We start from the raw sequence: 13365 nt of genomic DNA, 5'->3' as shown, positions 1-13365 counted from the left end.
CGAGTGCGGGACGCCGAGGGTGAGGAACCAGGTGGTAATCCCACCCCGTCCGATGCCTTACTATGGGGGTCGTGGCATCGACGCCCCTGGACGTCGACGCCACGTCTATTCCATTCACAACGGATCGTCCGGCACGTACCTGCCGGTGAAGGAGACAAAAGAAAAATGGCGACTGTCACCTATGACAAGGCGACCCGGCTCTACCCGGGTTCCAACCGCCCCGCGGTCGACGCTCTCGACCTCGACATCGCAGACGGCGAGTTCCTCGTCCTGGTCGGCCCCTCCGGCTGCGGCAAGTCCACCTCGCTCCGCATGCTCGCGGGCCTCGAAGAGGTCAACGACGGCAACATCTTCATCGGCGAGCGCAACGTCACCGACGTTCCGCCGAAGGACCGCGACATCGCTATGGTGTTCCAGAACTACGCGCTCTACCCGCACATGACCGTCGCCGAGAACATGGGCTTCGCGCTCAAGATCGCCGGCGTCGGCAAGGAAGAGCGCGCCTCCCGCGTGCTCGAGGCCGCCAAGCTGCTCGACCTGGAGCCCTACCTCGGCCGCAAGCCGAAGGCGCTCTCCGGTGGTCAGCGTCAGCGTGTCGCCATGGGCCGCGCCATCGTGCGTTCGCCCCAGGTGTTCCTCATGGACGAGCCGCTGTCGAACCTCGACGCGAAGCTCCGCGTGCAGACCCGCACCCAGATCGCCTCGCTCACCCGCCGCCTCGGCGTCACCACGGTCTACGTCACCCACGACCAGACCGAGGCGCTCACCATGGGCGACCGCATCGCGGTGCTGAAGGACGGCGTGCTCCAGCAGGTCGGCACCCCGCGCGACCTGTACGCCCAGCCCAAGAACGTCTTCGTCGCCGGCTTCATCGGCAGCCCGGCCATGAACCTGTTCACGGCCGAGGTCACCGACGGCGGGATCAGGTTCGGCACCTCGGTCGTCCCGGTCGAGCGCGACGTGCTCGCCAGCGCCGGCAACACCGTCACCATCGGTGTCCGCCCGGAGGACGTCGTCGTCTCCACCTCGGAGAGCGGCGGCCTGAAGGTCGCCGTCGACCTGGTCGAGGAGCTCGGCGCCGACGGCTACCTCTACGGCCACTCGGAGGTCGACGGCAAGCGCACCGACATCGTCGGTCGTGTCGACGGACGTGTTCACCCGAACGCGGGCGACACCGTCTACATCACGCCGAAGCCGGGCCACGTCCACCTGTTCCACGCGGAGTCGGGCGAGCGTCTCGGCGGCGCGGTCGTCGACTAAGGCGCCAGGAGAACATCCACACTCTGCCGCAGTCCGGTCTCGGGCTGCGGCAGAGTGGTTTCCGCACCTTTTCGTCCCTGGAGGCTCTGTCATGGCCGGCTCTGTCAACATCACCGCGGCGACCGTCGATCCCGCGCTGCTCGATCTCCCCTGGAACCTCCCGTTGGAGCAGTGGTCGAACGAGCACATCGCCCTGCTGCCGAAGGGCATCAGCCGCCACCTCGTGCGCTTCGCGAACCTCTCGGGCTACGTGATCGCGATCAAGGAGACGACCGCCGAGATGGCGCAGCGCGAGTACGAGATGCTCCGCACCCTCCAGCGACTCGACGTACCGTGCGTCGACCCGGTCGCGGTCATCAAGAACCGCACCGACGACAACGGCGACGCCCTCAACGCCGCGCTCGTCACCCGGCACCTGAAGTTCTCGCTCCCCTACCGCGCCCTCTTCTCGCAGACGCTCCGGCCCGACACCGCGACCCGGCTGGTCGACGCCCTCGCCGTCCTGCTGGTGCGCCTCCACATCGTCGGGTTCTTCTGGGGAGACGTCTCGCTGTCGAACACGCTGTTCCGCCGCGATGCCGGCGCCTTCGCCGCCTACCTCGTGGATGCCGAGACCGGCCAGTTGTATGACGGACTCTCCAACGGGCAGCGCGAGAACGACCTCGAGATCGCGCGGGTCAACATCGCCGGGGAGCTGATGGATCTGGAGGCCGGCGGCCGCGTCGACGAAGCGCTCGACCCGATCAAGGTGTCCAACGGCATCGTCGCCGCCTATCGGTCGCTCTGGAAGGAGCTCACCGGGAGCGAGTCGTTCTCGTCGTCGGAGCGCTGGCGCATCAGCCAGCGGGTCGAGCGTCTCAACGAGCTCGGTTTCGACATCGAGGAGCTCGCGATCAAGACCTCCGACGAGGGCACGACCGTCCGCATCCAGCCGAAAGTCGTCGACGCGGGCCACCACCAGCGGCGCCTGCTGCGGCTGACCGGCCTCGACACCGGCGAGAACCAGGCGCGACGCCTGCTGAACGACCTCGACTCGTATTCGGCGACGCTCGGCAAGCGGGGACTCGACGAGGAGGCCATGGCCCACGAGTGGCTGCTGCGCGTCTTCGAGCCGGTCGTCCGGGCCATCCCGGCGGATCTGAAGGGCAAGCTCGAGCCTGCGGAGGTCTTCCACCAGCTGCTCGAGCACCGGTGGTTCATGTCGCAGCGCGAAGGCCGCGACGTGCCCCTGGCCGAGGCGCTCACCTCGTACATCAACGACATCCTCCGGCACCGCCGCGACGAGGCCACCGTGGTCGGGCCGCCGACCGAGACGATGAGCATCCCGGTGATCCGGCGTGCCGCCGGTCTCGATGACGACGAGGACGAGGACGATTGGCGTTCGAAGGTCTGACGCGCTCCGCCGGGCCAGCGGGCTCCGCTACGCTCTGAGTAACCAGAACGAGGAGCCCGATGTCTCACCCCGAACAGCCCGGCAGCGTGCCGCCGTACCCGGCCCAGCAGTATCCGGCGCAGCCGTATCCGGCTCAGCCCTATCCGGGCCAGCCCGTCTATCCGGGCCAGCCCGTCTATCCGGGCCAGCCCGTCTATCCGTACGCCTATGCGCCGGAACCGGGCACGAACGTCCTCGCGATCGTCTCGCTGGTGTCGGCCTTCTTCGTCAGCCTCGTCGCGATCATCACGGGGCACATCGCGCTCTCGCAGATCAAGCGCACCGGCGAGAAGGGCCGGGGCCTCGCTCTGGCCGGTCTCATCATCGGCTACGCCGGCATCGCGATCGGGGCCGCGTTCATCATCCTGTGGCTCACACTCGTCTTCGCGATCATGAGCCACGGCATCGCGGTGTCGGGAACGTCCGCCTAAGCCGCCACCGTCAGCGCGCGGGCTTCGACTCCGCGCGCAGTTTCGCGATCTCGTACAGCGTGACGCTGGCCGCGATCCCGGCGTTCAGCGACTCGGTGGAGGCCGAGATCGGGATGGACACCACGGCGTCGCAGGTCTCGGTCACCAGTCGCGACAGGCCCTTGCCCTCGCTCCCGACGACGATCACGACGGGGCGGTCGGCGAACGGCAGCCCCGGCAGGGACGTGTCGCCGCCGCCGTCGAGGCCCAGCACGAAGACGCCCGCCTTCTTGAACTCCTTGAGGGTCGACGTCAGGTTGGAGGCCATCGCGACCGGAGTGCGCGCGGCGGCGCCCGCCGACGTCTTCCAGGCGGCCGCGGTCATCCCGACCGAGCGCCGCTGCGGGATGATCACGCCCTGCCCGCCGAACGCGGCGGCCGAGCGGATGATCGCGCCGAGGTTGCGCGGGTCGGTGATGCCGTCGAGCGCCACGAACAGCGGGGTCTGGCCCGTGCGCACGGTCAGGTCGAGCAGCTCGCCCGGGTGGGCGTACTCGTAGGGCGGCACCTTGAGCGCCACGCCCTGGTGCACGGCGTCGCGGCCGGCGAGCCGGTCGAGCTCCGGGCGCATCACTTCGAGCACGGGGATGGCGCGGCCGGTGGCGATCGAGAGGATCTCCTTCATGCGGTCGTCCATCTCGACCCGGGCGGCGATGTAGAGCGTGGAGGCCGGGATCGCCGCACGGAGCGCCTCCAGCACGGAGTTGCGCCCGGTGACGATCTCGCTCTCGTCGCCGCTCTTGGCACGGCGGGCGGCGCCGGACGCGCCGCGCGGCGCGCCGTCGCGTGCGCCGCGCTGCTCCGCCTTGGCCGCGGCGCGCTCGCGCAGCTGCTTGTTCTTGTAGGCGACGTGGTACTCGCGGTCCTCGGCCTTCGGGGTCGGTCCCCGACCCTCGAGAGCCTTGCGGCCGTGGCCGCCCGTTCCCACCTGGGCGCCCTTCTTGCTCTTCCTCACAGCGCCGGCGCGGGACTTTCCACCCGAGTTCTTCATGCTTCGATACTCCAATGCGACCCCGTCGGGGTGTCTTCGATACTGATTCCCGCGGCGGTCAGCTCATCGCGGATACGGTCTGCTGCGGCGAAGTCGCGCGACCGGCGCGCCTCGTTCCTGTCGTCGAGCAGTCGCTCGACGAGGGCGCCGAGCGCGTGCTCGGCAGCGCTGGATCCCGCCGAATGCCAGTGCGGCGACAGCGGGTTGATGCCGAGCACCTCGGTCATCGCGAGCACATGGCCGCGTGCGTTCGCGGCGGCCTCCAAGTCTTCCGCATCCAGCGCCGCGTTTCCTGAGCGCACCGTGTCGTGGAGGACGGCCAGAGCCTGAGGCACGGCCAGGTCGTCGTCCATCGCCTCGGCGAATGCTCCGGGGACCGTCTCGACACCGCTGCCGGCGAACCGGGTGCCGGCGAGCCTGCGGTCGACGCGTTCGAAGAATCCGGAGATGCGGTCGAGTGCCGCCTCGGCCTCGCTGAGGGAGCCGTCGTGGTAGTCGATGGTCGACCGATAATGGGCGGAGCCGAGGTAGTAGCGCACCACCAGCGGCCGGGCGGCGCCGAGCAGGTCGGCGGCGTAGACGGAGTTGCCGAGCGATTTGCTCATCTTCTGCCCGTTGACGTGGACCAGTCCGTTGTGCACCCAGTAGCGCGCGAAGGCGTCTCCGACCGCGGTCGACTGCGCGATCTCGTTCTCGTGGTGCGGGAAGCGCAGGTCGAGACCGCCCCCGTGGATGTCGAACTCCGGCCCCAGGTAGCGTCGCGACATCGCCGAGCACTCGATGTGCCAGCCGGGGCGGCCGGCCCCCCACGGCGAAGGGAACGACGCGGACTCCGGCTCGTCGCTCTTGCGCCCCTTCCAGAGCGCGAAGTCGCGCGGGTCGCGTTTGGCGCGAGGGTCGGCGTCGGCCGCGGCCTCCATGTTGTCGATGCTCTGACGGGTGAGCTCGCCGTACGACGGCCAGCTCTTCACGTCGAAGTACACGTCGCCGGAGCCGTCGGCCGCCGGGTAGGCGTGGCCGCGCTCGATCAGCCGGCCGATGATCTCCTGCATCTGCATGACGCTGGCGGTCGCCCGCGGTTCGTAGGTGGGAGGCTGCACGCCGATCGCCGTGTAGCCGGCCGTGAACTCCAGTTCGAACCGGTACGCGAGCGCCCACCACTCCTCGGAGCCGCCCTGTGCCTGAGCGTCCGCCGCATTCACGAGGACCTTGTCGTCGATGTCGGTGACATTGCGCACCAGCGTCACGTCGAGCCCCCGGTAGGCCAGCCAGCGCCGCAGCTGGTCGTACACCAGAGCCGACCGGAGGTGACCGATGTGCGGCGATGACTGCACGGTCGGGCCGCAGACATAGATGCCCACCGCGCCCGGGCGCAGCGGGACGAAGTCGCGGAGGGCCCCGGCCTTGGTGTCGAAGAGTCGCAGTGTCACGGCCTAAGCCTACGGGGCCGCGCGGGCGGCGAGCGCTTCGTTGACCGGCGCGAACGCCACCCGGTCGAAGATCAGCTCGATCCGGGTGATCGCCTCGTCCTCCACGGTGACGAGCTCGACGCAGGGCACCGCCCCGGCGGGCGTGTCGGTGACGAAGTCGTAGACGACGCACGCCCGGTCGCCGTCCGCGAAGACCTCGCGGATCTCGTTGCGCGTCAGCGCCGGCAGGAGCCGCTTGAGGGCGGCCAGCCACTCGTCCCTGCCGAGCGTGGTCCCGGCGAAGATCGCGGACAGCTCGGGGGCGAGGATACCGCCGACGGTTTCGAGGTCGTGGGCGCCGACCGCTTCGATATAGCGTCGCGCGATGGCCGCACCAGAGGTTTCGCTCATTTCGGTCCTCTCCACGCGACAGGCTAGTGAGTCGACGCCCTCAGCGCAGCAGTGCGGTCGCGAACACGGCGATCCCCTCGCCGCGGCCGGTGAAGCCGAGGCCGTCGGTGGTGGTCGCCGCGATCGACACGGGCGCCCCGAGGATGCCCGAGAGTAGTTCCTCGGCCTCGCGCCGCCGGGGAGCGAACTTCGGACGCTGCCCGATGATCTGCGCCGAGACGTTCCCGATGCGAAAACCGGCCTCCTCGACCAGCCGCCGCGTCTCGGTGAGGAACACCTCGCCGTGCGCACCGGCGAACCGGGGATCGCCCGTCCCGAACACTCCGCCGATGTCGCCGAGGCCGGCGGCGCCGAGGAGGGCGTCCACGATGGCATGACAGGCGGCGTCGCCGTCGCTGTGCCCCGAGAGCCCCTGTTCGTCCGGCCAGTGCAGTCCCGCCAGCCAGAGTTCGGCCGACGGATCGAACGCGTGCGTGTCGGTGCCGAGGCCGATGCGCGGCTGCACACGCGGGGAGATCATCTCGTGCGCACGCTGGAGGTCGCTCGGTGTCGTGATCTTGAACGCCTGCGCCTCACCGGGCAGCACGGTCACCGCGAAGCCCGCGGCGGCCACCAGGCCGGCGTCGTCGGTCTCGTCGGTCGTGGCCGCCGCGTAGGCGGCCAGAAGCTGCTCGCGGGGGAAGCCCTGCGGCGTCTGGACGGCCGAAAGCGTCGACCGGTCCACCGTCTCGTGCACCGATCCGTCGCCGGCGACGCGCTTGATCGTGTCGCTGACCGGGAGGCCGGGGATCACGCCGTGGCCGGTCTCGACGACGGCCTCGACCACCGCATCGAACAGCGCGGAGGAGGTCAGGGCGCGCGCAGCGTCGTGGACGAGCACCACCTCCACGTCCTCCGCGAGCGCGGCCAGCCCCTGCGCCACCGATCGCTGCCGAGTCTCGCCGCCCGGCACGACCCGCGCTGCTCGCCCGAAGACGGCTACGGCGATGGCGGCCGCTTCGTCGACGCGGTCGGCCGGGACGACGAGGATCGGGTCGGCCGCATGGCGCATGCCCCGCACGGAATGCAGGGCGCGTTCCAGCAGTGTCGGGCCGTCCAGCCGCACGAACGCTTTCGGGAGGTCGGCGCCGAGCCGCGTGCCCGATCCGGCCGCGACCACGACGACCGCGACCCGCGGTCCGGTCTCAGTGCTCATGCCCCGAGACTACTGCCCGGCCACAGCAGCGCCAGCAAACACCGAAGGCCCCGCTGCGCTGCAGCGGGGCCTTCGGAAGCGGGTGAATCGCGGGCTAGGAGGCCAGCACCTCGTCGAGGAGGCTCGACGCCTTCTCGTCGTCCGTCTTCTCTGCCAGGGCGAGTTCGGAGATGAGGATCTGCCGCGCCTTGGCGAGCATGCGCTTCTCGCCTGCGGAGAGGCCGCGGTCCTGGTCGCGGCGCCACAGGTCGCGAACGACCTCGGAGACCTTGATGACGTCGCCGGAGGCGAGCTTCTCGAGGTTCGCCTTGTACCGGCGGGACCAGTTGGTCGGCTCCTCGGTGAAGGGAGCGCGCAGCACCTCGAACACGCGGTCGAGGCCCTCCTTGCCGATCACATCGCGCACGCCGACGAGGTCGACGTTCTCGGCGGGGACCTCGATGGTCAGATCGCCCTGCGTGACGTTGAGCTTGAGGTACAGCTTCTCTTCACCCTTGATGATTCGTTTCTTGACCTCGGTGATCGTTGCAGCACCGTGATGGGGGTAAACGACGGTTTCGCCAACCTCGAAAAGCATAGATATGTTGTCCCTTCAGCAACGAATAGGATACCACACGAGGCACATGCTAAGGTTCGCCCTCACGCCTCCCGGGCGGCCGGGAGCGCCCGTCGGCATACGGTAAACTCAGTGCTGAATCCGCTTCGTAACAGGGCATCAGCGCGCCGTCGAGCGGAACGATTCGGAGGGTCATTCCAGTGAAAGCTCGCGTCGCGGCGTCCATCGTCCTCGCCCTGGCGGTCGCAGCCGGCACGGCCGGATGCGGTTTCATCGCACCGCAGGCAACCACGAAGCACTACGACGCGAGCGACGGCGTGAGCGGCAGCGTCGGCGCGATCGACGTGCGCAACGCCTTCATCGTCACCGACGGCGTCGGCGGCAAGGTCGGCAACCTCGTCGTCTCGCTGGTCAACACCGACAGCAAGAGCCACCGGGTCGCCATCACCTCCGGTTCCTCCGGCGCAGCGGCCTACATCACGGTGGAGCCGGGCCAGGTCAAGAAGGTCGGCTCCCAGCCCGACAAGGCATCGTCCAGCAACGTCTTCCTCACCCCGTTCGACGCGCTGCCGGGCGGCCTCTACCCCGTCTACTTCCAGTACGGCGACGCGACCGGCGTGAAGTTGCAGGTCCCCGTCCTCGATGGCGGCCTCCCCGACTACAAGAGCCTGGTGCCGCCGACGATCCTGCCGGCCCAGAACTGAGCTCGTCCGCCCCGACACGACATCGAAGCCGCCCTCGCGATCAGGAGGGCGGCTTCGTCGTCGTCGGAGCGGAAGCCGGTGTCGACGAGACGGTCAGGCGTTGAAGCGGTAGCCGAGGCCCCGCACCGTCACCAGCATCTGCGGGTCGGACGGGCTCTCCTCGATACGCGACCGGATGCGCTTGATGTGCACGTCGAGCGTCTTGGTGTCCCCGAAGTAGTCGCTGCCCCACACCCGGTCGATCAGCTGACCGCGGGTGAGCACCCGGCCGGCGTTGCGCAGCAACAGCTCGAGCAGTTCGAATTCCTTCAACGGCATGGAGATCTCGCCGCCGTTCACGGAGACGGTGTGCCGATCGACGTCCATGCGCACGGTCCCGGCCTCCAGGATGGAGTCGTCCTCCAGCTCGGCCTCGTCCACCCGGCGACGCAGCACGGCGCGGATGCGCGCCAGCAGCTCGCGCGACGAGTACGGCTTGGTCACGTAGTCGTCCGCGCCGAGCTCCAGGCCCACGACGATGTCGACCTCGGAGTCCTTGGCCGTCAGCATGATGATCGGCACGTTCGAACGGGTACGGATCTCGCGGCACACCTCGGTGCCCGGGATGCCGGGGAGCATGAGGTCGAGCAGGATCAGGTCGGCGCCCGCGCGGTCGAACTCGGCGAGCGCGGTCGGCCCGTCCTCGGCGACCGTCACGTCATAGCCCTCGCGCTTCAGCAGATACGCGAGGGGCTCGCTGAGGGCGGCCTCGTCCTCGACGAGCAGGATGGCTGTCACAGGTTCTCTCCAATCGGGGGACGCACGGTGGCCGCCTCGGGCAGCCGGATGGTGAAGGTGGAGCCGCGCCCGGGCTGCGACCAGACCCGGACCTCGCCGCCGTGGTTCTGCACGGCGTGCTTGACGATCGCGAGACCGAGCCCGGTGCCGCCGGTGTTGCGGGAGCGGGCCTGGTCGACGCGGAAGAAGCGTTCGAAGACCCGGTCGAGGTCGTCCTCCGGGATGCCCTCGCCCTGGTCGGTGACGGCGATCTCGACGACGCCGTCGATCGTGCGCACGCCGATCCCGATACGGGAGTCCTCCGGCGAGTACTGGATCGCATTCGAAATGAGGTTGTGCACAGCCGTGACGAGAAGCGCCTCGTTGCCGATGACGCTCGCGTCCTTCTCGCCGCGCATGGCGATCTCGATCTGACGTGCTTCGGCCGCCACGCGGTTCTGGTCGATCGCGGCCTTCACGACCTTCTTCGCCGAGAGCTGCGCGGCGTCGCCCAGCGCGTCGGCGGCCTGGAGGCGGCTCAGTTCGATGATGTCCTGCGTGATGCGGGCCAGGCGGGAGGCCTCCTCGCTCAGTCGCAGCGCGAACCGGCGCACCTGCTCCGGGTCGTCCGACGCGTCGTCGAGTGCCTCGGCCAGCAGACCCACCGCTCCGATCGGCGTCTTCAGTTCGTGGCTGATGTTGGCGACGAAGTCCCGTCGCACCGACTCGAGCCGGAAAGACTCGGTGCGATCCTCCGCCAGCAGCAGGATGTAACGCGAGCCGAGCCGAGCCACCCGCACGCTCAGGTGGATGTTGGCCTCGCCGAAGGGCCCGCGCGCGAGCTCGCACTCCTCGGTGACCGGCTCGCCCGTGCGCCGCACACGGTCGACGAGCTCCACGAGATGCGCGTGCACGAGCGTGCCGTTCCAGACGAGCCCGATCGCGTGGGCCCCCGGGGAGGCCTTGATCACGTTGTTCGACGGGTCGAGGACGATACCGGCGGACTCCATCGCGTCGAGCACCTGCTCGACGCCGTCAGGGACGGCCGGATTCGACACCGCGGCCGCGTGGTCGCCGCGGCGAGCGGCGATGTGGAGGATCCAGACGAACCCTGCGCCGACGACCAGCCCCAGCCCGAGCGAGAGCAGCACCAACCAGGCGGAGTCCATACTCAAAGCGTAGGTGATCGGATCGGGCGGGCAGCGACCGATCCGGCTCTGCGCCGCGTCTTTTCGCGGGTACGTTAGACAGTGTTCAGGTGGACGGCACCAACCGTTAACCTCACGACGCGAGCATGCTCACGGGGTCGTCCGACCCCCGTATTCCGCGTGCGCGCGCACGCCCAGGAAGGACCCAACCCATGCGCGAAGTTTTCCAGCAGGAGCTGGCCGAGGTCCAGGACCGGCTGGTCGAGATCGCCGAGCTGGTCGTACGTTCGATCCGCAGCGCCACGCAGGCGTTCAACGAGTCCGATGTGACCCTCGCCGAAGAAGTGATCGCCAACGACCACCGCATCGACGAGCTCACCGTGCTGCTCGATGAGCTGTCCATCCAGATCCTCGCCCGGCAGCAGCCCGTCGCCCGCGACCTCCGCATCGTCGTCAGTGCGCTGCGCATCAGTGCGTCGCTGGAGCGGATGGGCGACATGGCCGAGCACATCGCCCAGCTCGCCCGCTACCGCTTCCCTGACAAGGTCGTCCCGAAGAGCCTCCGCTCCACGTTCGCTGAGATGGGGCGCCTCGACGTCCAGATCGCCGAGAAGCTCGCGGAGCTGCTGCGCTCCCAGGACATCCGTCTCGCCGACGAGATCCGCAACGACGACGACGACATCGACGAGCTCCACGCCAGTGTGTTCGACAAGGTGCTCGGCGAGACGTGGAAGGGTCAGGCCGTCGACACGGTCGACGCGACCCTCGCGAGCCGCTACCACGAGCGCTTCGCCGACCACGCCGTCTCGATCGCGAAGAAGGTCCAGTACCTCGCCACCGGCGACTGGGCACCCGAACTCGCCGGCTGACCGAACCCCAGCCCTCCCTCACCCGCCGAGTACGCAGATTCGCTGCGTACTCGGCGGTTTTCGCATGAATTCGCGCGTACTCGGCGGTGTCAACTGAGGGGGATGCGGGTGGCGACCCGGCGGCGGGAGCCGGGGGTGCCCTCGACGATCGCGAGCTCGGAGAGCGAGACGTGGGCGCCGGGGGCGAGCGCGGCCGACCGCTGATCGGAGGCGTGCGGCCGATAGCCGGAGCGGATGTGCCGCTGATCGGCGATGTGCGCGCCGCCGTCCTCCAGCGCATCGACGCACGCCGTGTGCAGCGCGAGCAGGGCGGGCGACGGGCGGATCAGTGTGACAGGTACGGAGCCGCGGTGCCCGAACGACGCTCGCGCACCCGCGACGAGCGGGAGGCGCGGTCCGCGCGGCAGGAGCGCGGCCACGGCTTCAGCGTCGAGGTCCGCCGCGAACGGGGGCACGATCGTGACGTGCAGGGGCCAGTCCCCCGCCCCGAACTCCTCCGGAACGACGACGTCACCGCCGCGTTCCGGCAGGAACGCGACGACGACGTAGGAGCGATCGGTCGTGACGGTTACTTCTTGCCCTGGGCGGCGACGGCGGCGGCACCGGCCGCTGCCGCCTCGGGGTCGAGGTAGACGGCGGGCTCGATCGGCGCGAACGTCTCGTCGAGCTTGTAGACCAGCGGGATGCCGGTGGGGATGTTGAGCTCGGCGATCTCGTCGTCGGAGATGCCGTCGAGGTGCTTCACGAGCGCGCGCAGCGAGTTGCCGTGGGCGGTGACGAGCACCGTCTTGCCTTCGGCGAGGCTGGTCGTGATGTCGGACTCCCAGTAGGGCAGCATGCGGGCGATGACGTCCTTGAGGCACTCCGTGCGCGGCAGGTCGTCGCCGAGACCGGCGTAGCGCGGGTCGTGCGCCTGCGACCACTGGCTGTCGTCGGGCAGCGGCGGCGGGGGCACATCGAACGAGCGACGCCACAGCTGGAACTGCTCCGGCCCGTACTTCTCGAGCGTGTCCGCCTTGTCCAGACCCTGGAGGGCGCCGTAGTGGCGCTCGTTCAGACGCCACGACCGCTCGACCGGGATCCAGAGGCGATCCGCGACGTCGAGCGCGTAGTTCGCGGTCTGGATGGCGCGCGTGAGAACCGACGTGTAGAGGATGTCGGGCTCGAGGCCGGACTCGGCCAGCAGCTCGCCGGCGCGCTTGGCCTCGGCGACGCCCTGCTCGCTGAGCCGGACGTCGACCCAGCCGGTGAACAGGTTCTGCTGGTTCCACTCGCTGTTGCCGTGGCGGAGGAGGATCAGAGTGTAGGGAGCGGGCATGCGATTAATCTTGTCATATGCCGCCCTCGACCTCCTGCGCCGTCGGCACGGTGACCCGCGGCACGACCAACACCAACCGCTTGCGCCGAGTGGATCGGTGGCTCGCCTCCCTGCCGGTGCTGCGGAGGACAGGCGACCCGCTGGTCGTCGACCTCGGTTTCGGAGCGAGCGGGGTGACCGCCTTCGAGCTCCAGCAGCGGTTGGCGCGCGTGCGGCCCGACGTGGAGATGCTCGGACTCGAGATCGACCCGGGCCGGGTGCGCACGGCGCTCACCCAGCTGGAGGCGGTCCGGGCCGGGAGCACCGGCTTCGCCCCCGGCGCGCGCGTGGATTTCCGCCTGGGCGGCTTCGAGGTTCCCCTGCCCGAGGGCCGTCATGCCGCCGTGATCCGCGCCTTCAACGTGCTGCGGCAGTACGACGAATCGGAGGTCGCTGCGGCCTGGACGCGGATGCTCGGCCGGCTGCAGCTCGGCGGCGCGCTCGTCGAGGGCACCTGCGACGAGATCGGCCGGATCGCCAGCTGGATCACGCTCGACGCGACCGGTCCGCAGACCTTCTCGATCTCGCTCCGGCTCCGCGGTCTGGATGCGCCGAGCGTCGTCGCGGAGCGCCTGCCGAAGGCGCTCATCCACCGGAACGTGCCCGGCGAGCGCGTGCACGTCTTCCTGTCGGACCTCGATCGCCTGTGGCAGGTCCACTCGCCGCTCGCGGCGTACGGCCCGAAGCAGCGCTGGATCGCCGTGGCGCAGGGCATGCGCGATGCCGGCTGGCCGGTCGTCGGCGGCCGCGACCGGTGGCGGCTGGGCGAACTCACGGTCTCGTGGGAGGCGGTCGCGCCGGTCTAGC

Annotated in this window: 15 protein-coding genes; 6 read left to right on the top strand and 9 right to left on the bottom strand. The window is 69.5% G+C overall.

Annotation, left to right across the window (positions count from 1 at the left end; translation table 11 throughout):
• Nucleotides 1-165: 165 nt before the first annotated feature.
• The 3 genes from ugpC (at nucleotide 166) to Q0Q23_RS03585 (ending at nucleotide 3123) form a co-directional block, all read left to right on the top strand.
• Nucleotides 166-1260, top strand: coding sequence for an ABC transporter ATP-binding protein (ugpC, locus tag Q0Q23_RS03595; RefSeq protein ID WP_295119409.1), 1095 nt, complete (start codon nucleotides 166-168; stop codon nucleotides 1258-1260).
• A 91-nt stretch (nucleotides 1261-1351) separates the two neighbouring features.
• Nucleotides 1352-2653: a DUF4032 domain-containing protein gene (locus Q0Q23_RS03590; protein ID WP_295119406.1), complete on the top strand. Its 1302-nt coding sequence runs from the start codon at nucleotides 1352-1354 to the stop codon at nucleotides 2651-2653.
• A 59-nt stretch (nucleotides 2654-2712) separates the two neighbouring features.
• Nucleotides 2713-3123: a DUF4190 domain-containing protein gene (locus Q0Q23_RS03585; RefSeq protein WP_295119403.1), complete on the top strand. Its 411-nt coding sequence runs from the start codon at nucleotides 2713-2715 to the stop codon at nucleotides 3121-3123.
• Nucleotides 3124-3133: 10 nt separating this feature from the next.
• Here Q0Q23_RS03585 and rlmB read toward each other — a convergent pair whose 3' ends face one another.
• The 5 genes from rlmB to Q0Q23_RS03560 all read right to left on the bottom strand — a co-directional run bounded on the left by rlmB (nucleotide 3134) and on the right by Q0Q23_RS03560 (nucleotide 7745).
• On the bottom strand, nucleotides 3134-4153 hold the full coding sequence (gene rlmB, locus Q0Q23_RS03580) for a 23S rRNA (guanosine(2251)-2'-O)-methyltransferase RlmB (RefSeq protein ID WP_295119400.1): 1020 nt from the start codon (nucleotides 4151-4153) through the stop codon (nucleotides 3134-3136).
• Entirely contained in the window at nucleotides 4150-5583 is a 1434-nt protein-coding gene (gene cysS, locus Q0Q23_RS03575; protein ID WP_295119397.1) for a cysteine--tRNA ligase, read from the bottom strand. The genes rlmB and cysS overlap by 4 nt, the downstream gene beginning before the upstream one ends.
• Nucleotides 5584-5592: 9 nt before the next feature.
• Complete coding sequence (locus Q0Q23_RS03570) at nucleotides 5593-5973, bottom strand: nuclear transport factor 2 family protein (protein WP_295119394.1); 381 nt, start codon at nucleotides 5971-5973, stop codon at nucleotides 5593-5595.
• A 40-nt stretch (nucleotides 5974-6013) separates the two neighbouring features.
• Nucleotides 6014-7168: a 2-C-methyl-D-erythritol 4-phosphate cytidylyltransferase gene (ispD, locus tag Q0Q23_RS03565; protein WP_295119391.1), complete on the bottom strand. Its 1155-nt coding sequence runs from the start codon at nucleotides 7166-7168 to the stop codon at nucleotides 6014-6016.
• Nucleotides 7169-7262: 94 nt separating this feature from the next.
• Nucleotides 7263-7745, bottom strand: coding sequence for a CarD family transcriptional regulator (locus Q0Q23_RS03560; protein WP_021763858.1), 483 nt, complete (start codon nucleotides 7743-7745; stop codon nucleotides 7263-7265).
• 179 nt (nucleotides 7746-7924) lie between these two features.
• On the opposite strand from Q0Q23_RS03560, the gene Q0Q23_RS03555 reads away from it, so the two are divergent.
• Nucleotides 7925-8428: a hypothetical protein gene (locus Q0Q23_RS03555; RefSeq protein ID WP_295119384.1), complete on the top strand. Its 504-nt coding sequence runs from the start codon at nucleotides 7925-7927 to the stop codon at nucleotides 8426-8428.
• Between the two features lie 93 nt (nucleotides 8429-8521).
• Here the strand turns inward: Q0Q23_RS03555 and Q0Q23_RS03550 are convergent, their stop codons facing one another.
• A complete protein-coding gene (locus tag Q0Q23_RS03550) occupies nucleotides 8522-9205 on the bottom strand; it encodes a response regulator transcription factor (protein ID WP_295119381.1) in 684 nt (227 codons plus the stop codon).
• Nucleotides 9202-10353: a cell wall metabolism sensor histidine kinase WalK gene (locus tag Q0Q23_RS03545; RefSeq protein WP_295119378.1), complete on the bottom strand. Its 1152-nt coding sequence runs from the start codon at nucleotides 10351-10353 to the stop codon at nucleotides 9202-9204. The genes Q0Q23_RS03550 and Q0Q23_RS03545 overlap by 4 nt, the downstream gene beginning before the upstream one ends.
• A gap of 191 nt (nucleotides 10354-10544) precedes the next feature.
• Here Q0Q23_RS03545 and phoU point away from each other — a divergent pair, with 191 nt between their 5' ends.
• Nucleotides 10545-11201, top strand: coding sequence for a phosphate signaling complex protein PhoU (gene phoU / locus Q0Q23_RS03540; RefSeq protein ID WP_295119375.1), 657 nt, complete (start codon nucleotides 10545-10547; stop codon nucleotides 11199-11201).
• Between the two features lie 89 nt (nucleotides 11202-11290).
• Here the strand turns inward: phoU and Q0Q23_RS03535 are convergent, their stop codons facing one another.
• Nucleotides 11291-11731 (bottom strand): 2'-5' RNA ligase family protein, encoded by a 441-nt coding sequence (locus Q0Q23_RS03535; protein WP_363316233.1) that lies wholly within the window; start codon nucleotides 11729-11731, stop codon nucleotides 11291-11293.
• A 38-nt stretch (nucleotides 11732-11769) separates the two neighbouring features.
• A complete protein-coding gene (locus Q0Q23_RS03530) occupies nucleotides 11770-12519 on the bottom strand; it encodes a phosphoglyceromutase (RefSeq protein WP_295119372.1) in 750 nt (249 codons plus the stop codon).
• A gap of 17 nt (nucleotides 12520-12536) precedes the next feature.
• On the opposite strand from Q0Q23_RS03530, the gene Q0Q23_RS03525 reads away from it, so the two are divergent.
• Entirely contained in the window at nucleotides 12537-13364 is an 828-nt protein-coding gene (locus Q0Q23_RS03525; RefSeq protein ID WP_295119370.1) for a class I SAM-dependent methyltransferase, read from the top strand.
• Nucleotide 13365 lies beyond the last annotated feature (1 nt).

Source organism: uncultured Leifsonia sp. (assembly GCF_945957465.1).
In the GTDB taxonomy this organism is placed as follows: Bacteria; Actinomycetota; Actinomycetes; order Actinomycetales; family Microbacteriaceae; genus Leifsonia.
This window is presented reverse-complemented; position numbering and strand designations above follow the sequence as displayed.

Bases quoted from the DNA above. Each gene is read 5' to 3' on its own strand.
- ugpC (WP_295119409.1), top strand. From the start codon at position 166: ATGGCGACTGTCACCTATGACAAGGCGACCCGGCTCTACCCGGGTTCC.
- Q0Q23_RS03590 (WP_295119406.1), top strand. From the start codon at position 1,352: ATGGCCGGCTCTGTCAACATCACCGCGGCGACCGTCGATCCCGCGCTG.
- Q0Q23_RS03585 (WP_295119403.1), top strand. From the start codon at position 2,713: ATGTCTCACCCCGAACAGCCCGGCAGCGTGCCGCCGTACCCGGCCCAG.
- rlmB (WP_295119400.1), bottom strand. From the start codon at position 4,153: ATGAAGAACTCGGGTGGAAAGTCCCGCGCCGGCGCTGTGAGGAAGAGC.
- Q0Q23_RS03570 (WP_295119394.1), bottom strand. From the start codon at position 5,973: ATGAGCGAAACCTCTGGTGCGGCCATCGCGCGACGCTATATCGAAGCG.
- ispD (WP_295119391.1), bottom strand. From the start codon at position 7,168: ATGAGCACTGAGACCGGACCGCGGGTCGCGGTCGTCGTGGTCGCGGCC.
- Q0Q23_RS03560 (WP_021763858.1), bottom strand. From the start codon at position 7,745: ATGCTTTTCGAGGTTGGCGAAACCGTCGTTTACCCCCATCACGGTGCT.
- Q0Q23_RS03545 (WP_295119378.1), bottom strand. From the start codon at position 10,353: ATGGACTCCGCCTGGTTGGTGCTGCTCTCGCTCGGGCTGGGGCTGGTC.
- phoU (WP_295119375.1), top strand. From the start codon at position 10,545: ATGCGCGAAGTTTTCCAGCAGGAGCTGGCCGAGGTCCAGGACCGGCTG.
- Q0Q23_RS03530 (WP_295119372.1), bottom strand. From the start codon at position 12,519: ATGCCCGCTCCCTACACTCTGATCCTCCTCCGCCACGGCAACAGCGAG.
- Q0Q23_RS03525 (WP_295119370.1), top strand. From the start codon at position 12,537: ATGCCGCCCTCGACCTCCTGCGCCGTCGGCACGGTGACCCGCGGCACG.